General features: G+C 72.1%; 20 protein-coding genes. 16 read left to right on the top strand and 4 right to left on the bottom strand.

Annotation, left to right across the window (positions count from 1 at the left end):
• Window positions 1-21 precede the first annotated feature (21 nt).
• From F9278_RS43855 to F9278_RS43835, 5 genes are read left to right on the top strand one after another with little or no spacing between them, the layout of a single operon-like run.
• The gene (locus tag F9278_RS43855; protein WP_152173294.1) at window positions 22-1,257 is read left to right on the top strand and encodes an STM4014 family protein; all 1,236 of its coding nucleotides are present in this window, start codon (window positions 22-24) and stop codon (window positions 1,255-1,257) included.
• Between the two features lie 52 nt (window positions 1,258-1,309).
• Window positions 1,310-2,116: an STM4013/SEN3800 family hydrolase gene (locus F9278_RS43850; protein ID WP_152174513.1), complete on the top strand. Its 807-nt coding sequence runs from the start codon at window positions 1,310-1,312 to the stop codon at window positions 2,114-2,116.
• Window positions 2,113-3,489, top strand: a complete 1,377-nt coding sequence (locus tag F9278_RS43845) for an STM4012 family radical SAM protein (RefSeq protein ID WP_193241911.1) — start codon at window positions 2,113-2,115, stop codon at window positions 3,487-3,489. Before F9278_RS43850 ends, F9278_RS43845 begins: the two co-directional genes overlap by 4 nt.
• A gap of 13 nt (window positions 3,490-3,502) precedes the next feature.
• Entirely contained in the window at window positions 3,503-4,396 is an 894-nt protein-coding gene (locus tag F9278_RS43840; protein ID WP_152173293.1) for an STM4011 family radical SAM protein, read from the top strand.
• Entirely contained in the window at window positions 4,393-5,142 is a 750-nt protein-coding gene (locus F9278_RS43835; RefSeq protein WP_152173292.1) for a thioesterase II family protein, read from the top strand. The genes F9278_RS43840 and F9278_RS43835 overlap by 4 nt, the downstream gene beginning before the upstream one ends.
• A 15-nt stretch (window positions 5,143-5,157) precedes the next feature.
• Here F9278_RS43835 and F9278_RS43830 read toward each other — a convergent pair whose 3' ends face one another.
• On the bottom strand, window positions 5,158-5,901 hold the full coding sequence (locus F9278_RS43830) for a response regulator (RefSeq protein WP_152173291.1): 744 nt from the start codon (window positions 5,899-5,901) through the stop codon (window positions 5,158-5,160).
• Entirely contained in the window at window positions 5,898-7,538 is a 1,641-nt protein-coding gene (locus F9278_RS43825) for a sensor histidine kinase (RefSeq protein ID WP_152174511.1), read from the bottom strand. Before F9278_RS43825 ends, F9278_RS43830 begins: the two co-directional genes overlap by 4 nt.
• 322 nt (window positions 7,539-7,860) lie before the next feature.
• Here F9278_RS43825 and F9278_RS43820 point away from each other — a divergent pair, with 322 nt between their 5' ends.
• Genes F9278_RS43820 through F9278_RS43810 form a run of 3 tightly spaced genes read left to right on the top strand, consistent with a single transcriptional unit; the run spans window position 7,861 to window position 10,887 of the window.
• A complete protein-coding gene (locus F9278_RS43820; RefSeq protein ID WP_193242099.1) occupies window positions 7,861-8,844 on the top strand; it encodes a Bug family tripartite tricarboxylate transporter substrate binding protein in 984 nt (327 codons plus the stop codon).
• Complete coding sequence (locus F9278_RS43815; protein ID WP_152173289.1) at window positions 8,841-9,386, top strand: tripartite tricarboxylate transporter TctB family protein; 546 nt, start codon at window positions 8,841-8,843, stop codon at window positions 9,384-9,386. The genes F9278_RS43820 and F9278_RS43815 overlap by 4 nt, the downstream gene beginning before the upstream one ends.
• Before the next feature lies 1 nt (window position 9,387).
• On the top strand, window positions 9,388-10,887 hold the full coding sequence (locus F9278_RS43810; RefSeq protein ID WP_152173288.1) for a tripartite tricarboxylate transporter permease: 1,500 nt from the start codon (window positions 9,388-9,390) through the stop codon (window positions 10,885-10,887).
• Window positions 10,888-10,901: 14 nt separating this feature from the next.
• Here the strand turns inward: F9278_RS43810 and F9278_RS43805 are convergent, their stop codons facing one another.
• A complete protein-coding gene (locus tag F9278_RS43805; RefSeq protein WP_152173287.1) occupies window positions 10,902-11,426 on the bottom strand; it encodes a hypothetical protein in 525 nt (174 codons plus the stop codon).
• 314 nt (window positions 11,427-11,740) lie between these two features.
• Here F9278_RS43805 and F9278_RS43800 point away from each other — a divergent pair, with 314 nt between their 5' ends.
• Complete coding sequence (locus tag F9278_RS43800) at window positions 11,741-13,663, top strand: AMP-dependent synthetase/ligase (protein WP_152173286.1); 1,923 nt, start codon at window positions 11,741-11,743, stop codon at window positions 13,661-13,663.
• Window positions 13,664-13,817: 154 nt separating this feature from the next.
• Window positions 13,818-15,065, top strand: coding sequence for a DUF4032 domain-containing protein (locus F9278_RS43795; RefSeq protein WP_152173285.1), 1,248 nt, complete (start codon window positions 13,818-13,820; stop codon window positions 15,063-15,065).
• Between the two features lie 30 nt (window positions 15,066-15,095).
• Here F9278_RS43795 and F9278_RS43790 read toward each other — a convergent pair whose 3' ends face one another.
• The gene (locus tag F9278_RS43790) at window positions 15,096-15,968 is read right to left on the bottom strand and encodes a universal stress protein (protein ID WP_152173284.1); all 873 of its coding nucleotides are present in this window, start codon (window positions 15,966-15,968) and stop codon (window positions 15,096-15,098) included.
• 57 nt (window positions 15,969-16,025) lie between these two features.
• Between F9278_RS43790 and F9278_RS43785 the strand changes: the two genes are divergently transcribed.
• From F9278_RS43785 to F9278_RS43760, 6 genes are all read left to right on the top strand, one after another.
• Complete coding sequence (locus F9278_RS43785; protein ID WP_152173283.1) at window positions 16,026-16,382, top strand: VOC family protein; 357 nt, start codon at window positions 16,026-16,028, stop codon at window positions 16,380-16,382.
• 96 nt (window positions 16,383-16,478) lie between these two features.
• Window positions 16,479-18,155, top strand: a complete 1,677-nt coding sequence (locus F9278_RS43780) for an FAD-dependent oxidoreductase (RefSeq protein ID WP_152173282.1) — start codon at window positions 16,479-16,481, stop codon at window positions 18,153-18,155.
• Window positions 18,156-18,174: 19 nt separating this feature from the next.
• The gene (locus tag F9278_RS43775) at window positions 18,175-19,671 is read left to right on the top strand and encodes an ATP-binding protein (RefSeq protein WP_152173281.1); all 1,497 of its coding nucleotides are present in this window, start codon (window positions 18,175-18,177) and stop codon (window positions 19,669-19,671) included.
• Window positions 19,668-20,018: a UBP-type zinc finger domain-containing protein gene (locus tag F9278_RS43770; RefSeq protein ID WP_152173280.1), complete on the top strand. Its 351-nt coding sequence runs from the start codon at window positions 19,668-19,670 to the stop codon at window positions 20,016-20,018. The genes F9278_RS43775 and F9278_RS43770 overlap by 4 nt, the downstream gene beginning before the upstream one ends.
• 180 nt (window positions 20,019-20,198) lie before the next feature.
• Window positions 20,199-21,416, top strand: coding sequence for an esterase/lipase family protein (locus tag F9278_RS43765; RefSeq protein ID WP_152173279.1), 1,218 nt, complete (start codon window positions 20,199-20,201; stop codon window positions 21,414-21,416).
• A 176-nt stretch (window positions 21,417-21,592) separates the two neighbouring features.
• Entirely contained in the window at window positions 21,593-22,570 is a 978-nt protein-coding gene (locus F9278_RS43760) for a pyridoxal-phosphate dependent enzyme (protein ID WP_152174510.1), read from the top strand.
• Window positions 22,571-22,615 lie beyond the last annotated feature (45 nt).

Raw genomic sequence — 22,615 nt, 5'->3', positions numbered from 1 at the left:
GGGCGAGAAGGGGGGATCGGGATGTCCGGTTGGAGCGGTGCGGCGGGGGCGGGGCCCGGCCCGCACAGGTGGGTGGTCGTCGGGAACGGGGAGAACCGGCGGGTCGGGCTGTTCGTCGCGGCGGCGGAGGCGGCCGGTCTCGGCAGGCCTCGTGTCGTCGAGTGGCGGGACGTGCTGCGCGACGGCGGCCACGAGTTCGCCGCCGACGAGATCGTCCGGCTGGACTCACCGGGCGAGAACGCGGAGGTGGACCGGCTGCTGCGCGGGGTCGACGATCCGACGCGGGTGGAGGGCTCGGCCGTCTGGTACGCCCGGTTCCTGGCCGCCGTGGGCTCGTTGCGGGGCGGGGTGCGGCTGGACGATCCGGCGGATCTGCCGGTGCTGTTCGACAAGCGGCTGTGCCACGCCCGGCTGGACGCGGCCGGGGTCCCGGTGCCCCCGTCGCCCACCTCGGGCGCCGCACCGCCGGTGCGCGGCTGGGACGACGTACGGGCGGCGATGCGGGAGCACGGCATGCCGCGTGTCTTCGTGAAGCCGGCCCACGGGTCCTCCGCGTCCGGGGTGCTGGCCGTCGAGTCGTCGGGAACCTCGTCGGGCATGTCGTCGGGAACCTCGTCGGGCATGTCGTCGGGAACCGGGAGAACCGGCGGACGGATCAGGGCCACCACCTCGGTGGAGGTGGCCCCCGACGGCCGGTTGCACGCCCCGCCCCGGCTGCACAACTCCCTGCGGGTGCGGCGCTACACGGACGAGCGGGAGATCGCCGGCATCGTCGACGCCCTCGCGGCCGACGGTCTGCACATCGAGCGCTGGCTGCCGAAGGCGTCCGCGCAGGGCAGGTCCGCCGATCTGCGGGTCCTGGTCGTGGCGGGCCGGGCCACCCACGCCGTCGTCCGCACCAGCCGTTTCCCGATGACCAATCTCCATCTCGGCGGGGCGCGGGGCGATCTGACGTCGGTCGTGGACGCGGCGGGCGACCGCTGGCGGCAGGCGCTCGACATCTGCGAACGGGCCGCCGCCTGCTTCCCGGGCACGCTGTGCGTCGGCGTGGACCTGCTTCCGGCGATCGGCTGGCGCCGGTTCGCCGTGGGCGAGGTCAACGCCTTCGGCGATCTGCTGCCCCGGCTGACCGGGCTGCCGGGCGGCCCGGCGGAGGGCCTGGACACCTACACGGCCCAGCTCACGGTGGTACGGAGCGCGCTGCTCCCGACGCCCTCGCTCCACCCCCAGGCAAGGAAAGACCATGCACCCTTCTGACGCCGGCACGGCCGTCGAGCAGGCCGTCGCCACCCCTGCCGTCGAGCCCGACATGAACGAGGTGGTGGGCCGGGACGACCTGCTGCTGCTCACCCTCGACACCCTGCGGTACGACGTGGCCGTACGGCTCGCGGCGGAGGGCAGGCTGCCCAACCTGTCCGCTCGTCTGCCGGGCGGCGTCTGGGAGAAGCGGCACGCGCCCGGCAGTTTCACCTACGCCTCGCACCAGGCGATGTTCGCGGGGTTCCTGCCGACCCCGGCGGCGCCCGGACCGCATCCACGGCTCTTCGCGAGCCGGTTCGCCGGCAGTGAGACGACCGCCGGACGCACCTTCGTCTTCGACGGCCCCGACCTGGTGTCCGCGCTCGCCGAGCACGGCTATCGCACGGTGTGCGTGGGTGGGGTCGGCTTCTTCAACAAGCAGGGGGCGCTCGGCAGTGTTCTGCCGGGTCTGTTCCAGGAGAGCCACTGGGAGCCGGAGTTCTCCGTGGCCTCGCCGACGTCCTTCGAGTCCCAGGTGGCCCGCGCCGAACGGATCGTGGCCGAACTGCCCGCCGGACAGCGGCTGTTCCTCTTCCTCAACGCCTCGGCACTGCATCAGCCGAACTGGTTCCATCTGCCGGGCGCCACCCGCGAGGCGGGCGACAGCCCGGCCACGCACGCGGCGGCCCTGGAGTACATCGACCGGCATGTCGGGCGGCTCTTCGCCGCGATGAGTTCACGGCGCCGCTGCTTCGCCGTCGTCTGCTCCGACCACGGCACCACCTACGGCGAGGACGGCTACACCGGGCACCGCCTCGGCCACGAGGCCGTGTGGACCGTCCCCTACAGCCACTTCTTCCTGGAGCGGTCCGCATGACAGTGACCACGACCGTGACCGAGTCCGCCGCCGAGGGTCAGGGCAGGACGCCGATCCGCCCCTATCAGCACTACGTCTACGCCTACCCGCACAAGACGGCGTACCGGGAGCTGCCCGGCACCCCGCTCCTGGCGGACCTGTGGGCCGGGGAGTCCCGGCAGGCCCTGTCGCTGTACGCGCACATCCCGTTCTGCGAGGTGCGCTGCGGCTTCTGCAATCTCTTCACCCGGATCGGCGCGCCGGACGGGCTGACCGGCCGTTATCTGGACGCCCTGGAACGGCAGGCGCTCGCGGTCCGGGAGGCGCTCGGGGACGCGGAGCCGCCACGGTTCGCGAACGCCGCGTTCGGCGGTGGCACCCCGACCTATCTGGAGGCCGCCGAGCTGGAGCGGCTGTGCGACATCGCCGAGCGGCACATGGGCGCGGACCTGCGGGCGATCCCGCTGTCCGTGGAGGCCTCCCCCGCCACGGCGACCGCGGACCGGCTGGCCGTCCTGGCCGAGCGGGGCGCCACCCGGCTGAGCCTCGGTGTGCAGAGCTTCGTCGCGGAGGAGGCGCGTGCGGCCGTACGACCGCAGCGGCGGTCCGATGTGGAGGCGGCGCTGTCGCGGATCCGGGACACCGCGATCCCGGTCCTCAACATCGACCTGATCTACGGTATCGACGGTCAGACGGCGGCCAGTTGGCGGGTGTCGCTGGACGCGGCACTCGCCTGGCGGCCTGAGGAGATCTATCTCTATCCGCTGTACGTGCGGCCGTTGACGGGGCTCGGGCGTCACGCGGACCCTCGGATCGCGGACCGCGACTGGGACGAGGCGCGGCTGCGGCGCTACCGCGAGGGCCGTGACCATCTCCTCGCGCGCGGCTACGAGCAGGTCTCCATGCGGATGTTCCGCCGCGTGGACGCGCCGCCGCAGGGCCCGGACGACCACGCCTGCCAGACCGACGGCATGATCGGCCTGGGCTGCGGCGCCCGCTCGTACACGTCGACGGTGCACTACTCCTTCGACTACGCGGTGAACATGGGCCAGATCCGCTCGATCATCGACGACTACACGGCCACCGAGGACTTCGGGCGGGCCGTGCACGGACGCGTGGTCGACGAGGACGAGGCGCGGCGCCGCCATCTCCTGCAATCACTGCTCCAGGCGCGGGGGATGCCGGTGGCGGAGTACCGGCGGCGGTTCGGGTCGGATCCGTACGCGGACTTCCCCGTGGAGCTGGATCTGCTGGCGGCGCGCGGCTGGCTGGCGGAGGCGGGCGACGAGTCGCTGCGGCTCTCGGCCGAGGGGCTGGCCCACTCCGACGCGATCGGTCCCGGCTTCTTCTCCCCCGCCGTGCGGGCGGCGATGGCCGAGTACGAGCTGAAGTGACGGGACCGGGATCATGGACCTGACGATTCTCTACCGGGGCCCGCTCGCCTCCTGCGACTACGACTGCCCCTACTGCCCGTTCGCCAAGCGCCGCGACCCGCCGGACCGGCTGCGGGCCGACCGCGCGGCCCTGGACCGATTCACCACCTGGGCGCGGGAACGGACCGACGACCGGCTCTCGGTGCTGTTCACCCCGTGGGGCGAGGGGCTGGTGCGGTCCTGGTACCGCCGGGCGCTGGTCGACCTCTCCCATGAGCCGCACATCGACCGGGTGGCGATCCAGACGAACCTCAGCTGCCGCACGGAGTGGCTGGCGGAGGCCGACCGGGACACGGTGGCCCTGTGGTGCACGTACCACCCGGGGCAGACCCCGTACGAACGGTTCCTGGACAAGACCCGTCGGCTCACCGGGATGGGCATCCGCTTCAGTGTGGGGATCGTCGGTCTGCCCGAGCATCTGGAGCACGCCCGGCGGCTGCGCGGGGAGCTGCCGGAGCAGGTGTATCTGTGGGTGAACGCGGCCGAGGGGCACACGTACACCGATGAAGAGGCGGCGGTGTGGAGCGAGTTGGACCCGCTCTTCCCCTTCAGCCGCCATCCGCACCGCTCGGCGGGCCGCGCCTGCCGTACCGGCTCGTCGGTGGTGTCGGTGGACGGGGAGGGCACGGTCCGGCGCTGCCACTTCGTCAAGGCCGAACTGGGCAACCTCTACGACGGTTCCTACCGCGCGGCCCTCGGACCCCGCCCGTGCCCCCTGTCCGTCTGCGACTGCCACATCGGGTACGTCCACCTCGAAACGCTGCCGCTGTACGACGTGTTCGCGGGCGGCGTCCTGGAACGCGTACCGACAATGGAGGCCCGACGAGACATCGGGAGACCAGACATCAGAAAGCGAGTCAGTCCATGACCTCAGCGGTCAACAGCGGTGTGTGGATCCGTCGTTACCGGCCCGCGCCCGAGGCGGCGGTGCGGCTGCTGTGTCTGCCGCACGCGGGCGGCTCGGCGAGCTACTACCTCCCCGTGGCGCAGGCCCTCGCCCCGGACGCCGATGTGCTGGCCGCGCAGTATCCGGGGCGTCAGGACCGGTACGCCGAACCGCCGGCGGAGAGCATCGCCGAGCTGGTCGAGGGGGTCGTCGGGGCCCTCGGCGAGGACGACGGCCGTCCGCTCGCCGTCTTCGGGCACAGCATGGGCGCGGTGGTCGCCAACGAGCTGGCGCTGCGGCTGGAGGCGGCGGGCCGGGCCCCGGTCCGGCTGTTCGTGTCGGGGCGGCGCGCCCCCTCCACCCAGGGGGACGGCAGGAAGCTGCACCGGGCGAGCGACGCCGACCTGATAGAGGCCGTACGCCGGCTGGACGGCACCGACGGGCTGGTCTTCGAGGACGAGGAGCTGGTGCGGCTCGTGCTCCCGGCGCTGCGCGGCGACTACCGGGCGCTGGAGACGTACGAGCCGCGCCCCGGCGACCGGCTGGCCTGCCCGGTCACCGTGCTCACCGGCGACGCCGACCCGGTGACCCCGGTGGCCTACGCGCGTGCGTGGGCGGACCACACCGACGGGCCGACCGAGGTGTGCGTGTTCCCCGGCGGCCACTTCTACCTCAACGACCGGGCGGGGGAGGTCGTCGACGTCGTACGACGGCACCTGGGGCTGTAGCCCGGAGGCCGGGCATCATACGCGCCAGCTGTACCGGCGCTCCGGTCGCCCGGCCACGCCGTAGCGCAAGGAGACGTCCGCGCTGCCGATGCCGTGGAAGTACTCCAGGTAACGGCGGGCGCTGACGCGGGAGATGCCGGTGAGGGTGGCGCACTCGGTGGCGGAGAGGGTGCCGTCGGCGGCGCGCAGGGTGCCCTCGATCAGCTCGGCGGTCTCGACGCTCATGCCCTTGGGCAGGGCACCGGCCGCCGACGCGGGCGCGGTGGCTCCGGCGAGGACACGGTCGACGTCCGCCTGGCCGCGTACGACGGTGGTGAGGAGTCGGCCGCGCTGGGCGGCGTACCGCTGGAGCCGGGAGCGCAGCTCCTCGAACTCGAAGGGTTTGAGGAGGTAGTCGACGACGCCGTGACGGACCGCGCCGCGCACGCTGTCGGCCTCCCGGGCGGCGCTGATGACCATGACGTCGCAGTCGTGTCCGGCGGTGCGCAGCCGGGGTATGACGTCGAGGCCGAAGCCGTCGGGGAGATAGAGGTCGAGGAGGACCAGGTCGGGGCGGAGTTCGTCGACGGCGGCGACGGCCTGTTCGCCGGTGCTGGCGACACCGACGACGCGGAACGGCTCGACGCGCTCGACGAACGTGCGGTGGACCCGGGCCACCATGAAGTCGTCGTCGACCACGAGCACGTCGATCGTGCCGGGCGGGCCGCTCGTGGCGGTCGGCCTGCCGCTCGTGCCGGGCGGGCTGCTCGTGCCGGTCATGGTGTCGCTCCTTCCGCCACCGCTTCGGCGAGGTGGCTGACGGTCATGCGGGCGGTGAACATGGCCCCGTCGGGGGTGTTGGTCACCGAGATCTCACCGCCGTGGCGTTCGCAGACCAGGCGGGTGAGGGCCAGGCCGATGCCGCGTTCGCCTTCCCGGGCGGCCTTGGTGGTGAAACCGTGGGAGAAGACCTCGCGGGCGAGTTCGGGGGCCACACCGGGGCCCGAGTCACGGACGACGATCTCCACGCTGGAGGCGTCCTGCCGCAGTTCCACCTCGACCCAGGCCTCCCGTCCCTCGGCGCCGCCCCAGGGTTCGGGGCCGTCGGGCGCGGTCGTGGCGGCGGCGTCGACGGCGTTGTCGACGAGGTTGCCGACAACGGTGGCCACGTCGGCGGCGTCCTCGGGGCCGAGTCGGTCGAGGGCGGTGCTCTCCGAGATCCGCAGGGTGACCCGGCGTTCGGCGGCCAGCGACGTCTTCGCCGTGAGCAGGGCGGCGACGGCGGTGTCGCGGACGCGGCGGCTGAGGGTGACGTCAAGGGAGTGGCGGTGCCGGCTCAGCGCGCGGATGTAGTGGACGACCTCGTCCTGCTCGCCGATCTGGATGAGCCCGGAGATGGTGTGCAGCTGGTTGGCGAACTCGTGGGCCTGGGCGCGCAGCAGTTCGGAGGAGCTGCGGAAGGAGCCGATCTCTCGTTCCAGGCGGGCCAGTTCGGTGCGGTCCCGCAGGGTGGTGACGGAGCCGAGGGGGCGGCCGTCCTTGGTGACGGTCATCCGGTTCATCACGAGGACCCGGCCCCGGCGGATGACGACCTCGTCGCGCTGGTGGGGCGCCTCCTCCTGCGCTCCGGCGAGGACGTCCCGCAGGCGTCCCTCGATGCCGAGGTCGGCGAGGCTCTTGCCGACGCAGTCCTCGGGCAGGTCGAGCAGGCGGCGGCCCATCTCGTTGACGAGGGTGAGCCGGTGGTGGGGGTCCAGGGCGATCACGCCCTCGGCGATGCCGTACAGCATGGCCTCGCGGTGTTCGGCGAGGCCGGCTATCTCCTGGGGTTCCAGGCCGAGGGTCTGGCGTTTGACGCGGCGGGCGAGCAGCCAGGAGCCGACGAGACCGAGGCCGCTGGCGATGCCGAGGTAGGCGAGGAGGTAGGAGGAGGCGCCGCTGAGGCGCTGCCACACGGTCGGGGAGGCCTCGCCGATCATGACCGTGCCGAGGAGGCGGCCGAGGTTGTCGTCGGTCGTGGCGCCGAGCACGGGCACCTGGGCGACGAGTTCCCGGCGACCGTCGAGGGTGAGGGCGCCGGACCAGCCCCGGCCCGCGACGGCGCCCTCGCCGGTGGGCATCCGCTCGCCGATCGCGGTGGGGTCGGTGGAGCTGACGATCCGGCCCCCCGCATCGGCGACGGTGACCGAGGTGACGCCCGACTGGGTCTGGGTGGAGTTCACCAGGGGTGCCAGCGCCTCGTGCGCGACGGGCCGGGCGAGCCGGTCGCGGACCAGGGGGTTGGCGGCGAGCTGCTCGGCGAGCGCGGTGACCCGGCGGCCCTCGACCCGGTTGAAGGTCGCCGCGGACTGGGTGAGCGAGACCGCCGCGACCGCGAGGAGCACCACCACGACGATGGCGAGCTGGAGGACCAGCATCTCGCCTGCGAGGGTATGGCGACGGAACACCACGACGGACTCTTCTCTCGTGCGGATCGCTCGTGCGGATCGCTCGTGCCGACGCCGTCCCGGGCGTCTCGCGGCTGGGCGCCGACTCGTGCGGCGGGGCCCCATCATGGCGCTCGCGTGGAGTCCGGGAAAGAGAGGTGTGGGGGACGTGCTCATAAGGTGACAGGGGCCGTGACCACTACGACCACAACCTCCGTTGCTTCCGCAAGTGAGGCGGGCCCGCATCTTGTGGGCACGCTGTGTCCCAGGTCACTCTTCCCCTTCGACCCCAAACCGACAGGTGGTGGCATTCGTGCAGCTGCGCACCCCTCTCGCCCTGCTCGGGGCGGCCGTGCTCCTGCTCGTGGGGCCGCCGCTGCTGGCGGCCGGCAGCGGCAGCGAGACCGGCACGCAGATACCCGGCCTGCGCTTCATGGTGCCGAACACGCCGGGCGGCGGCTACGACATCACGGCGCGGACGGCCGCGAAGAACGCCGAGGACGCCGGGCTCACCCACAACATCGAGGTGTTCAACCTGCCCGGCGCCGGCGGCACGGTCGGGCTGAGCCGGCTGGTGAGCGAGCACGGCAACGGCAAGCTCGCGATGTCGATGGGCCTCGGTGTCGTGGGCGCCGTCCGTTCCAACGACGCGCCGAAGACCCTCGCCGACACCACCCCGATCGCCCGCCTCACCGAGGAGCAGGACGTCGTGGTGGTCGCCAAGGACTCGCCGTACAAGTCGATCGACGACCTGATCGGGGCCTGGAAGGACGATCCGGGCAAGCTGCCGGTGGGCGGCGGGTCCGCGCCGGGCGGGCCGGACCACCTCGCGCCGATGTTGATGGCGCGGGCCGCCGGGATCGCGCCGAAGGACGTCAACTACATCCCCTTCGACGGCGGCGGTGAACTGCTGGCCTCGATCCTCGGCAACAAGGTCGCCTTCGGGGTGTCCGGGGTCGGCGAGTACCTGGACCAGATCAAGGCGGGTGAGCTGCGGCTGCTCGCGGTGACGGGGCCGAAGCGGGTCGCCGGGCTGGACGCGCCGACCCTCCAGGAGGCGGGCTACGACGTGAACTTCACCAACTGGCGCGGCATCGTCGCCCCGCCCGGCCTGACCGAGGCCGAGCGCGACAAGCTCACCCGGCTGATCGAGGAGCTGCACGACTCGCCGGAGTGGCGGCGGTCGATGGAGCAGAACGGCTGGGACGACGCGTTCCTCACCGGTGACCGGTTCGGCGACTTCCTGGACGCCCAGGACAAGCGCGTGGTGTCGGTGCTGAAGGAGCTGGGCCTGTGACCACGGAGACGGACGCCACCGGCACTCCCCCGGCGGACGCCCCCGGGCGCCGCTCCTGGCTGCGCGACCACTCCGAGCTGGGCGTCTGCGTCCTGCTGCTGGCGCTCGGTGTCCTGGTGCTGACCGACGCGCTCACCATGGACGTCGACATCGCGCAGCGCGGTCCCGTCGGGCCGAAGACCGTGCCGATCGTGGTCGGCGCCGGGCTGCTGCTGATCGCCGCGCTGCTCGCGGTGGACGTGCTGCGCGGCGGGCAGGGCCAGGCCGAGACCGGTGAGGACATCGATCTGTCCGAGCCCGCCGACTGGCGCACGGTGCTGCTGCTCGCCGGCGTGTTCCTCGGCGCCGCCGTCCTGATCGAACCGCTCGGCTTCCCCATAGCCGGGGCACTGCTGTTCTGGGGCGCGGCCTACGCCCTCGGCAGCCGGCGCCTCGACCGGGACCCGCTGATCGCGGCGGGCATCTCCCTGGTCACGTACGTCGTGTTCAACAACCTGCTCGGGGTGCCGCTGCCGGGCGGTCCGCTGATGGGAGTGCTCTGACATGGACGCCTTCAGCTCGCTCCTCGACGGTTTCGGGACGGCCCTGACGCCGATCAACCTGCTCTGGGCCGCGATCGGTGTGCTGCTGGGCACGGCGATCGGTGTGCTGCCCGGGATCGGGCCCGCCATGGCGGTGGCGCTGCTGCTGCCGGTGACGTACGGGCTGAACCCGGTCGGCGCGTTCATCATGTTCGCGGGGATCTACTACGGCGCGATGTTCGGGGGTTCCACCACCTCGATCCTCCTCAACACGCCCGGGGAGAGCGCGGCCGTGGTCGCGGCCATGGAGGGCAACCCGATGGCCAAGTCGGGGCGCGGCGCGCAGGCGCTGGCGGCGGCGGCCATCGGGCACTTCGCGGGCGGCATGGTCGGCACGATCCTGCTGGTGGCGCTGGCGCCGAAGGTCGCCGAGCTGGCCGTGGACATCGGCGCCCCGGACTACTTCGCGATCATGGTGCTGGCGTTCATCGCCGTCACCTCCGTCCTCGGCTCGTCCCGTGTCCGGGGCCTCGCCTCCCTCCTGATCGGTCTGACGATCGGCCTGGTGGGCCTGGACCAGATGACCGGTCAGCAGCGGCTGACCTTCGGTTCGCTGCAACTCGCCGACGGCATCGACGTGGTGATCGTCGCGGTCGGCCTGTTCGCCATCGGCGAGGCCCTGTGGGTCGCGGCGCATCTGCGGCGCAGCCCGCCCGAGCCGATCCCGGTGGGCCGGCCGTGGCTCGGCCGCTCCGATGTGAAACGGACCTGGAAGTCCTGGGTGCGGGGTCCGTTCATCGGCTTCCCGTTCGGCGCGATCCCGGCGGGTGGCGCCGAGATCCCCACCTTCCTGTCGTACGTCACCGAGAAACGGCTGTCGAAGCACAAGGACGAGTGGGGCAAGGGCGCGATCGAGGGCGTCGCGGGCCCGGAGTCGGCGGCCTCGGCCTCGGCGGCGGGCACCCTCGTGGCCATGCTGACGCTCGGCCTGCCCACCACGGCGGTCGCGGCGGTCATGCTGGCCGCCTTCCAGCAGTACGGCATCCAGCCCGGCCCGCTGCTCTTCGAACGCGAGCCCGATCTGGTGTGGGGCCTGATCGCCTCGCTCTTCGTCGGCATGGTGCTGCTGCTCGCCCTCAACCTGCCGCTGGCCCCGCTGTGGGCGAAGCTGCTGCGCATCCCGAGGCCGTATCTCTACGCGGGCATCCTGTTCTTCGCGGCGGTCGGCGCGTACGCGGTCGGCGGTGAGGTGATCGACCTGGTGATCCTGCTGATCATCGGCCTGATCGGCTTCGGGATGCGCCGCTACGGCCTGCCGGTGCTGCCCGCCGTCATCGGCGTCATCCTCGGCCCCAACGCCGAGCAGCAACTGCGGCGCGCCCTGCAGATCAGCGACGGCAGCATCACCGGCCTGGTGAACACACCGTTCTCGGTGACGGTGTACGCGATCATCGCCGTACTGCTGGCCTGGCCGCTGCTGAAGCGGCTGGTGATCCGGAGGCGCACGGCCGAGGTGTCGTGAGGGCGGCCCGGCGCTCAGCTCGCGCCGCGCTCCGCCTCCTCGTGGAGGAAGGCGCTGATCTGTCCGGCGAGGCCCTCCCGGGCCGTGCCGCCCGCCGGGTCGAGGAGGTCCTCGTCGACACCGATGCCGCCGGACCACAGATACCGCTCGGTCCACTCCTCGTCGACGCGCAGCTGGACCTGGATGTCGAACTGGGTGAGGTGGACCTCGGGCGCGGCGGCGTACAGGACGGAGGTGGCGCGGCGCAGCGGGTAGAGGTCGAAGCCCTCGATGAAGCGGGAGTTGCGCCAGTCCAGGAAGGCGCTCTCGCCGTCGGGGCCGGTGCGGATGTCGAGCTGGCCGTCCTCCAGGTGGAGGCCGACATGATCGGTGCCCCGGTTCTCCACGGTCACCCGGAACCGGAAGTACGACAGGCCCTCGGCGGCGTCGTCGCGTCCCCGTGGGGGTTCCGCGCACTCCACTCCGTGGACGCGCACGCGCAGGCCGGCCAGATCGCCGTCGTACTCCTGCCAGTCCCCGATCACGTTGGGCTCGCGCACCGTCCACCTCTCCACATCGGCGGGACACCTCCCGCGTTCGCGCGCACCACAGTGCCACACCCGTCGGACGTCCGGGTTCCGGGCATTACCGCCGGTCAGAGGTGATCAAGCCGTGTGCAGCGACGATTCCCGGGAGGGCCCCACGAAGGAGGTCCGGCACGTGCCGTACATCACGTTCACGGCCCACAGTGCGGATACTCGGTGGCCGAGTTGCCGATTCCCCGGGCGGGTCCCGGCGCCGTACGCTACGTTCGATCACCGCCGGTTGGCGCACCGTCGGCGAGATCTCGCGCAGGGAAGGTTCTGAGCGTCGCATGGAGAACTTCGGCATCGCTCCATCGACGGGCCCCGCCATGGCCGGAGGGCTGGCCGATCCGCTGTTCGAGACGGCGCACCGCGATCCGGCCCTGCCGCAGCTCGCCCGCCGCGACCCCGCCTCCCCGGGCGGCTGGACCCGGGTGAGCGCCGCCGAGACCCGGGACGAAGTGGCCGATCTCGCCAAGGGGTTGATCGTGTCCGGGATCCGGCCGGGCAACCGGGTGGCCGTGATGGCGCGGACGCGCTACGAGTGGACGGTGCTGGCCCTCGCGCTGTGGGCGGTGGGCGCCGAGATCGTGCCGGTCTATCCGACGTCCTCGCGCGACCAGATCGAGTGGATCCTGCGGGACGCGGCCTGTGTGGGCGTGGTCGTCGAGGACGAGCAGGGCGTGATGACGGTCGGCTCGGTGTGCGCCAAGCTGCCGCTGCTGCGGCACGTCTGGCAGTTGGACGCGGAGTCCCTGCCGCAGCTCGTCGAGGCGGGCCGGGACGTGCCGGACGCGACGGTGGACTCGCTGCGCCGCATCGTCATGCCGGACTCCACCGCCGTGATCGCGTACACCTCCGGGACGACCGGCCGCCCCCGGGGCTGCGCGCTGTCCCACCGCAGCCTGGCCAGCCCCTGCGACACGCTGCTCGCCGGCTGGCGGCAGACGGCGGCGGCGCCCGGTGAACAGCCCGCGATCCTCGCCTTCCTGCCGTTCTCGCACGTCTACGGGCTGATGATCCAGGGGATGTGCCTGCGCGGCGGGCTGCTCCTCGCGCACGAGCCGGAGTTGACCGAGCGGGCGCTCGCCGCCGCGCTGCGCTCGTTCCGGCCGACGTTCCTCTTCGGAGTCCCGTACGTCTTCGAGAAGATCTACAAGAACTTCCTCCGCAAGGCCCAACAGGCGGGCCGTGGCCCGCTGTTCGAGCGGGCCGTACGCACCGCGCAGGACTACGCCCTCGCCGCCGAACGGCAGCGCCTGGACACCGGCCCCGGCCCCGCCATGGATCTGCGGATCCAACACGCCTTCTACGAGAAGACGGTGTACCGCAGGATGCGGGCGGCGCTCGGCGGCCGGGTGCGCGGCGGCTGTTCCGGCGGTTCCCCGCTCAACCGCGAACTGACGCTGTTCTACGCGGGCATCGGCATCCTGATCCACGACGGGTACGGCCTCACCGAGACCGCCGGCGGCATCACCGCCCAGCCGGTGGGCCGGGAGAAGTCCGGCACCGTGGGCCGGCCGCTGCCGGGCACGGAGATCCGGGTGGCGCGGGACGGGGAGATCCTGGTCAACGGGCCCTCGGTGTTCCAGGGGTACGTCAACGACGAGGCGGGCACCCGGGCCGCGCTCCAGGACGGCTGGCTGGCCACCGGGGACATCGGGCGGCTGGACAACGAGGGGTACCTGTCGATCACCGGCCGCAAGAAGGAGATCATCATCACCAGCGGGGGCAAGGGCGTGGCCCCGGCGCCGCTGGAGGAGCAGCTGCGGACGCATCCGCTGATCCATCAGGCGGTGGTCGTGGGCGACAACCGGCCCTGTGTGGGTGCCCTGCTCACGCTGGACCCGGAGTTCCTCGCGCACTGGCGGGGCTCGCTGTCCGCGCCGGGTGAGCTGCTGGGCCGGGAGGCGCGGGAGGAGAACGCGCTGCGGCAGGAGGTGCTGCGGGCGATCGCCGCGGCCAACAGCACGGTGTCGCGCTCGGAGTCGATCCGTGTCTACCGCATCCTGTCCGAGCCCTTCGATCTCGCCAACGGCATGCTGACCCCGTCGATGAAGCTGCGCCGGGACACCATCGTGCAGCGGTACGAGGCGGAGATCGAGGCGATGTACGCGACATCGGCGCGGGCCGTGCGCCGCTCCGCCTCGGAGGAGATCGCGAGCTGGGACGACACGGACTCCGACGACGTGTTCCGCCGGGCCCGGCACTGACGCCCGCTCCGGTGGTCGTCGGACCCGACCACTGGTCGGGCCGCTGTTGACGAAACGGTCCTCCGGATGCGGAGATGCTCCAGGCACCAGCGGGCAACCGCTTGCCCACGCGCACTCCGCACCACCGTGAGACGAAGGCTGAGGACCAGGACCCATGGCACTGCAGATCAGCGCCACCAACCCCGAACACCCCGCGCTGCTGCTCGAACTGCCGTGGCATCTGCCGCTGGAGGAGTGGCCCGAGCACCACCTCGTCCCGCTCCCCCGGGGCATCTCCCGCCACGTCGTGCGCTACGCCCGCGCCGGCGACGAGGTCGTCGCCGTCAAGGAACTCGCCGAGCGGCCCGCCCTGCGCGAGTACGAGCTGCTGCGCGACCTGGACCGGCTCGGCATCCCCGCCGTGGACGCCCTCGGCGTGGTCACCGGCCGCACCGACCAGGCGGGCGACCTCCTGGAGTCGGTGCTGATCACCCGGCATCTGGGCGGCTCGATGCCGTACCGCTCGATGTTCGAGACGACGATGCGCCCGGCCACCATGCACCGGCTGATGGACGCCCTCGCCGTCCTGCTGGTGCGGCTGCACCTCGCCGGGTTCGCGTGGGGCGACTGCTCGCTGTCCAACACGCTGTTCCGCCGCGACGCCGGCGCGTACGCCGCGTATCTGGTGGACGCCGAGACCGGCGATCTGCACCCCCAACTGAGCGACGGGCAGCGCGAGTACGACCTCGATCTCGCCCGGGTCAACATCAGCGGCGAACTGCTGGACCTGGAGGCGTCCGGGGCGCTGCACCCGTCGGTGGACGCGATCGAGTTCGGCAACGAGATCTGCTCCCGCTACCACCGGCTGTGGGAGGAGCTGACGCGCCGATCGGTGTACCCGGCCGGGAAGTACCACTACATCGAGCGCCGGATCCGGCGGCTCAACGAACTCGGCTTCGACGTCGCCGAGATGCAGATCGAGCACTCGAACAACGGCGACACGGTGACCTTCGTGCCCAAGGTCGTCGACGCGGGCCACCACCAGCGGCAGCTGCTGCGGCTGACCGGTCTGGACACCGAGGAGAACCAGGCCAGGCGGCTGCTGAACGACCTGGAGAGCTGGATGGCCACCCAGGACGACTACGCCCCGGGCGACCCCCTCGGCGCCCGCCCCGAGGTGCTGGCCCACCGCTGGGTACGGGAGGTGTTCCGGCCGACCGTGCGGGCCGTCCCGCTCGAACTGCGGGGTTCGGTGGACGCGGCGGAGATCTACCACCAGCTCCTCGAACACCGCTGGTACCTGTCCGAGCGGGCCCAGCACGACATCGGCCTGGACATGGCGGTGAAGGACTACATCGACAACGTCCTGCCGAGGACGCTGGCGCGGCTGCCGCCGACGGTGGACGACGTCACCCCCATGTGAACCACCGGGCCGCCGCCACCGCCGCCCTGGTCACTTGTGCGGGACCACGGCCACCGGGCAGTGCGCGTGGTGCAGGACGCCGTGGGCGACCGAGCCGATCCGGGCGCCGACGGCCGTACGGCGGGCACGGCGCCCCACCACCATCAGCTGGGCGCGCCGGGCCACGGACAGCAGCGCCTGCCCGGCGCTGCCCATCTCGACATGCTGGACGACCGGCACGTCCGGGAACCGCTCCCGCCACGGCTCCAGGGCGGCGGCCAGCGCCTTCGTCTCGTACGGCTCCATCCCACCGGCCTCGTCGAGGAGCTTCAGGGAGCCGGGACTGTAGGCGTACAGCGGCGGCAGGGCCCAGGCCCGGACCGCGCGCAGGGTCGCGCCCCGCGCGGCGGCGGTCTCGAAGGCGAACCGCAGGACCTCGGCGCTGTCCTCCGGCGTGCCCTGCTGGCCGACGACGACCTCGCGTCCGGCGGCCTCCCCGGCGGGGCCGTCCTCGGCGCGGACCAGCACGACCGGGCGCGGCGACCCGACGATCACCTGCTGTCCGACGGAGCCCAGCAGGAAGCCGACCACCGCTCCGTGCCCGCGCGAGCCCAGCACCAGCGTCTCGGCGTGCTCCGCGGCGCCGACCAGGGTGTCGACCGGCGCGCCCTCCACCAGATCCGTCGCGACCTCCAGCCCCGGGTGCCGCTCGGAGACCCCTCGCACGGCCTCCGCGAGGGCCTCCCGGGCCCACCGCTCCTGTCCGTCCCGGTCCACGGTGATCGCCTCGTGCGGCTCCCACCGCCACGCGTGCACCACCCGTAGCGCCAGGTCCCGGCGTACGGCCTCCCGGCCGGCCCAGGCCAGCGCCGCCAGGCTCTCCGTCGTACCGTCCACCGCCGCGGTGATCGGGCGCGTCGTCATCGGCCACCTCTCTGTCCTTACATGGCTGACGTGCCCAGTCTTCACTACCCTCGCCGTATGACCTTGGAGTGGGAGCAGTTGGTGGTGGACGCCGCCGATCCGGTGGCTCTCGGGAGCTGGTGGGCCGAGGCGCTCGGCTGGGTCGTGGTCGACGACTCCGCCGAGGAGTACGAGATCCGTCCGGCCCCGGACCGTCTGCCCGGCCTGCTGTTCGGACTGCACGCGGAGGGCAAGACGGTCAAGAACCGGCTGCACCTCGACTTCCGGCCCGTCGACCAGGAGGCGGAGGTCACCCGTCTCCTCGCCCTCGGCGCCCGGCACGCGGACGTCGGCCAGACCGGCGACGAGCCGTGGGTGGTGCTCCAGGATCCGGAGGGCAACGAGTTCTGCGTGCTGGCCCCGCGCAGGCGCTGAAGCGGCCGCGATTCCCCGGCCCGCTGCTCCGCGGAAACCGGGCGAACCCGGACGGTCGAACATACGATGGGCCCATTGGGCTCGGGGTGGAGGCGTATGACTCAGGCTGTCGGTCCGGCGCGGAACGTGATCCTCACGGTGGATGACGATCCCGGGGTGTCCCGTGCGGTGGCACGGGACCTGCGGCGCAGATACGGCGAGTCGTACCGGATCGTCCGGGCGGAGTCCGGGCAGACCGCGCTGGAGGCCCTGCGGGAGCTGAAGCTGCGCGGCGACCAGGTGGCGGTGATCCTGGCCGACTACCGGATGCCGGAGATGAACGGCATCGAGTTCCTGGAACAGGCCCTGGACGTGTACCCGGGCGCCCGGCGCGTCCTGCTCACCGCGTACGCCGACACCGGCGCGGCGATCGACGCGATCAACGTCATCGACCTCGACCACTATCTGCTGAAGCCGTGGGACCCGCCGGAGGAGAAGCTCTACCCGGTCCTGGACGATCTGCTGCAGACCTGGCGGGCCGCCGACCGCACCTGTGTGGGCACCACCAAGGTGGTCGGCCACCGCTGGTCGGCGCGGTCCTCGGGCGTACGGGAGTTCCTGGCCCGCAACCAGGTGCCGTACCGCTGGTTCTCCTCGGACGAGCCGGAGGGGCGGCGGCTGCTCGCGGCGGCCGGCGCGGACGGCGAGCGGCTGCCACTGGTCGTCACCCCGGACGGTACGCCGCTGCTCGCGCCGGAGGACCCGGAGCTGGCGGAGAAGGTGGGGCTGGCGACGACACCGGCCCAGGAGTTCTACGACCTGGTCGTCATCGGCGGCGGACCGGCGGGGCTCGGTTCGGCCGTGTACGGGGCCTCGGAGGGGCTGCGGACACTGCTCGTCGAGCGGTCGGCCACGGGTGGACAGGCCGGGCAGAGTTCACGGATCGAGAACTACCTCGGGTTCCCCGACGGTGTGTCCGGCGGTCAGCTCACCGGCCGGGCCCGGCGGCAGGCCACCAGGTTCGGGGCGGAGATCCTCACCGCGCGCGAGGTCAGCGGTCTGGAGGTGAACGGGGCGGCGCGGACCGTCCGGTTCTCCGACGGTTCGGCGGTCGCCGCGCACAGCGTGATCCTGGCGACCGGTGTGTCGTACCGGCAGCTCACCGCGCCCGGCTGCGACGACCTCACCAGCCGAGGGGTGTTCTACGGCTCCGCGCTGACCGAGGCGGCCGGCTGCCAGGGGCACGACGTGTACATCGTGGGCGGCGCCAACTCGGCCGGTCAGGCGGCGATGTACCTGTCGCGCGGCGCGAAGTCGGTCACCCTGCTGGTGCGCGGCGACTCGCTGACCGCGTCGATGTCGCACTATCTGATCCAGCAGCTCGGCGAGGCGTCCAACATCTTCGTCCGGCCCGGCACGGTCGTCGAGGCCGCGCACGGCACGGACCATCTGGAGCAGCTGACGCTGAGGGACCTGGCGAGCGGGCGTGAGGAACTCGTCGACGCGCAGTGGCTGTTCGTGTTCATCGGCGCCGAGCCGCACACGGACTGGCTGGAGGGGACCGTGCTCCGCGACGAGCGCGGGTTCATCGTGGCCGGGCCCGACATGACCCCGGACGGGAGTCCGCCGGCGGGCTGGGAGCTGGACCGGCCGCCGTACCACCTGGAGACCAATGTGCCCGGGGTGTTCGTCGCCGGGGACGCGCGGTCGGAGTCCGCGAAGCGGGTCGCGTCCGCCGTGGGAGAGGGAGCGATGGCCGTGATGCTGGTGCACAGATATCTGGAGCAGTCGTGACAGCCGCCGGGGCGCTGTCATGAGCGGGCAGCCGTCGCCGTGCGACCGGGCCGAGCTGGGGCGGCTGTTCCTGTTCGAGAAGCTGGACGACGGGCAGTTGGACCGGCTGTGCCGTGAGGGCCGGGTGGAGCGTTTCGAGCCCGGCCATGTCTACCGCGAGGGCGAGCCGGCCACCTGCTTCTTCGTGCTCCTGGAGGGCACGGTGGTGATGTCCCGGCAGGTCGGCGACGACGACGTGGAGGTCAGCCGCAGCTCGCAGGTCGGGGTGTACGCGGGTGCCTTCCAGGCGTATCTGGGCGACCAGGCGGACCAGGTCCGCTACAAGGGGTCCATGCGGGCCACGGTCCCCTCCCGGTTCTTCATCCTGCCCGCGGCCGTCTTCGCCCAGATCATGCGCGACTGGTTCCCGATGGCCGTGCATCTGCTGGAGGGCCTGTTCTTCGGCAGCCAGAACACCCAGCGGACCATCAACCAGCGGGAACGGCTGCTGGCGCTGGGCTCGCTGTCGGCGGGGCTGACGCATGAGCTGAACAACCCCGCCGCGGCAGCCGTCCGGGCCACCTCGGCACTGCGGGAGCGGGTGGCCGGGATGCGGCACAAGCTCGGGGTGATCGCCGCCGGGCCGTACAAGCGGGCCATGCTGGAGACGCTGGTCGATCTCCAGGAGCGGACGGCCGAGCAGGTCGCCAAGGCGGCCCCGCTCAGTCCGCTGGAGGCCTCCGACCGGGAGGACGAGCTGACCGACTGGCTCGACGACCACGACATCGCCGGCGGCTGGCAGCTCGCGCCGAACTTCGTGCAGGCCGGGCTCGACACCGCCTGGCTGGACCAGGTCGCGGCGGCCGTGGACGAGCACACCCTCGAAGGGGCGGTGCGCTGGCTCAACTACACCGTCGAGACCGAGCTGTTGATGAACGAGATCGAGGACTCCACGACCCGCATCACCCAGCTCGTCGACGCGGCGAAGCAGTACTCGCAGCTGGACCGCGCGCCCTACCAGAACGCCGACGTCCACGAACTCCTCGACAGCACCCTGCTGATGCTGTCCGGGAAGATCGGCGAACGGATCGAGGTGGTGAAGGAGTACGACCGCACGCTGCCGCGCATCCCCGCCTATCCGGGTGAGCTGAACCAGGTGTGGACGAACCTGATCGACAACGCGGTCGCCGCGATCAACGACACCGGTGGCGCGGGCACCTTGACGGTACGGACGGCACTCGACCACCGTGATCAGGTGCTCGTGGAGTTCCGGGACACGGGTCCCGGCATCCCGGAGGAGATCCGGGGCCGGATCTTCGACCCGTTCTTCACCACCAAGCCGGTCGGGCAGGGCACCGGGCTGGGCCTCGACATCTCCTGGCGCATCGTCGTCAACAAGCACCACGGCCATATCGAGGTCAGGTCCCGGCCGGGCGAGACCTGCTTCCAGGTCTTCCTGCCGCTGACGGCACCGGCGACGGATCTGGACCTCACGCTCGCCGACGACCCCGACCACGCTCCCGAGGAGGCCTCATGACCCTGCCCGCCGGAATCGACCCCGCCGTCCCGCCGAGCGGCGACGGCTGCGTGGAGTGCGACGCGGCCGGCGGCTGGTGGTTCCACCTGCGCCGCTGCGCCCAGTGCGGCCACATCGGCTGTTGCGACTCCTCCCCCGCCCAGCACGCCACGGCCCACGCGGGAGCCACCGGGCACCCCTTCGTGCAGAGCTACGAGCCGGGCGAGTCCTGGTTCTGGAACTACGAGACCTCCGAGATGTACGAGTCGGGGCCCGACCTCACCCCGCCCCTCGACCACCCCGCCGACCAGCCCTCCCCGGGCCCGGCGGGCCGCGTACCGGCGAACTGGACCGAGGCCCTGCGGTGACCCCGGCCCGCGCCGCGAAGTGACGTGTGCCGCGAAATGACGTGTGCCGCGAAGTGACGTGTGCCGCGAAATGACTTATTGGGCCGAACAGGTGAAACCCCCACGATGAATGCCTAATGCACCCATCGCTTGCCGAGCCTCTCCCCTGAGCCGTTGTCAGCAGCGCTGAAGGGGAGATTCGTGGCAGACAGCAACGCCGAGAAGATCAGGAAGGCCGCCGGGGCGATCGGACTCGTCACGGCGTTAGGCGGGCGGGCCGTCGCCCAGGCGCCTCCGGCCGACGAGGAGTGGCAACTGCCGGGCGGCAGCGCCCGGGTGTACTACGGGGAGGGACAGAAGGGGGTCGTCCGGCCGGTCGTCCTGGCCGACGGGTTCAACCTGGGGCCGAGCGACTTCGACTGGCTCTGGGACCAGTTGGAGAACGGCCGGTTCCCGTTCGTCAGTGAACTGCGGCGCCGGGGGCGGACCCTCGTCCTCGTCGGCTTCGACGAACGCAGTGAGTCGATCCTGCGGAACGCCGAGACGGTGATGGCCGCGAACCTGCGGACCGTCGCCGAGCAACTGGACGACACCCGGCTCCTCGCCGGCGGGTTCAGCATGGGCGGCATCGTCACCCGCTACGCGCTGGCGAAGATGGAACTGCGGCGCATGGACCACCGGGTCGGGGTCTATCTGTCGTTCGACAGCCCGCATCGCGGGGCGTGGGTGCCGATCGGGCTCCAGGCGTTCGCGCACTACCTCGCCCAGAGCGGCGAGGACACCTATCTGCGGCAGATCAGCAGCCCGGCCTCGCAGCAGATGCTCTGGCGGTATCTGGACGCCCTGGACGGCACCCCTCAGGAGAGCCCGCTGCGGGCGGAGTTCAAGGAGCAGCTGCGGCAGGTCGGCTCGTGGCCCCGCATCCCGATGCTGCTCGGCGTGTCCAGCGGACGCGGTGACGGCGTGGGCAACGGCGTGCCGGCCGGGGCGAAGGCCCTGAGCTGCGCCGGGCCGCTCTTCGACGGCACGCACTTCCTCGCCCAGTCGCAGGGCGACCCGGCGGAGGTGGCCGTACTGAACGGCCTCCTCGGCGGCCCGCACACGATCACCACGAGCGGTTTCCCGGAACTGGACGGGGCGCCGGGCGGGACCCTCGAATCGTTCGGCATCGTCGGCGATGTCCTCAGCGCCTTCGGCGAGAACGTGGACCTCTCCCACCGGTCCGTGTGTTTCGTGCCCTCCGTCAGCTCGGTCGCCGTCCGTGACCTGGACCGGCAGGAGGATCTGTACGTCAACATCGGCGAGCTGCCGCCGGAGGAGTCCGAGCTGGACGACTTCCTGCTCTCCGCCGACAACGATCCGCACGCCCTCATGACGGAGGACATCGGACGCTGGGTCCTGGACCGGCTGCCCGACTGAGTCCGATCGGATCAGGCGACCGGCGGAGGACGCGCTCGGTCGCGGGCGCGGCGGCGGACACCCGATCATGCCGGCTGTCCGCCGCCGCTTGACCTCGGGCGTCCGCTCGATCAAGGTCGGAGACGGACGGCCGGGACCCCGGCGGTCGCCGGGGCATCGTGAACGAGGTGGACAGGTTGATCGGGATCTCCGAGATCCAGGACGCGGCGGCGCGGATCGCCGGGCACGTCGTGCGGACGCCGACCGTGCCGAGCCCGGGACTGTCCACGCTCCTCGGCGCCCCGGTGAGCGCCAAGCTGGAGCTGCTCCAGCGGACCGGCTCCTTCAAGGCCCGTGGCGCCACGGCGAAGCTGCTGACGCTGACGGACGCCGAGCGGGCGGCCGGGGTCTTGGCGGTCAGCGGTGGCAACCACGGCATCGCGCTGGCGCACATGGCGGCGGCGCTGCACATCAAGGCGACCGTGGTGATGGCGAGGACCGCTCCTCGGCGCGCCGTCGACCTCGTGGAGGCCTCCGGGGCCTCGCTGCGGCTCACCGACGGGATGGCGGAGGCGTTCGCGTTGACCGAGCGGCTGCGCTCGGAAGGGCTCACCCTCGTCCACCCGTTCGACGACCCGCTGGTGATCGCCGGTCAGGGCACCGTCGGCCTGGAGTTCGCCGAGGACCTGCGAGGAGCCGGGGAGGCCGGCGCGGTCACCGATGTGCTGGTCAGCATCGGTGGCGGCGGACTCGTCGCCGGGGTGGCCGCTGCTTTCAAGGCCCTGCTCCCGGGTGTCCGGATCTGGGGCGTGGAGACCGTCGGCGCCACCGCCATGGCCGACGCGCTCGCGGCGGGCGGCCCCGTCACGGTCCCGCTCTCCTCCGTCGTCACCACGCTCAGCGCGCCCTCCGCCTCCCGGCTCACCTACGACCATGTGGCCGCCCTCGTCGAGGACGTCCTCGTGGTCTCCGACGCCGAGGCGGTACAGGGCGTCCTCGACTTCGCCGAGCACGCCAAGGTGTGGACGGAACCCGCCGCCGGCTGTCTGCTGCCCGCCGCCCGGCAGGTCCTCGGACGGGTCGGCGCGGACGCCCGGCTGGGCCTCGTCGTCTGCGGCGGCAACGCGACCACCGTCGACATCGCGGAGTGGGCACGCCGATTCGGGCTCGACTGACGCGGACGGGCCGACCCAACAGCCCTGCCCCGCAGGGCACTTGAA

Source organism: Streptomyces phaeolivaceus (assembly GCF_009184865.1).
GTDB lineage: Bacteria > Actinomycetota > Actinomycetes > Streptomycetales > Streptomycetaceae > Streptomyces > Streptomyces phaeolivaceus.
The sequence above is the reverse complement of the archived record's forward strand: the minus strand, read 5'-3'. Positions and strand labels throughout refer to the sequence as shown.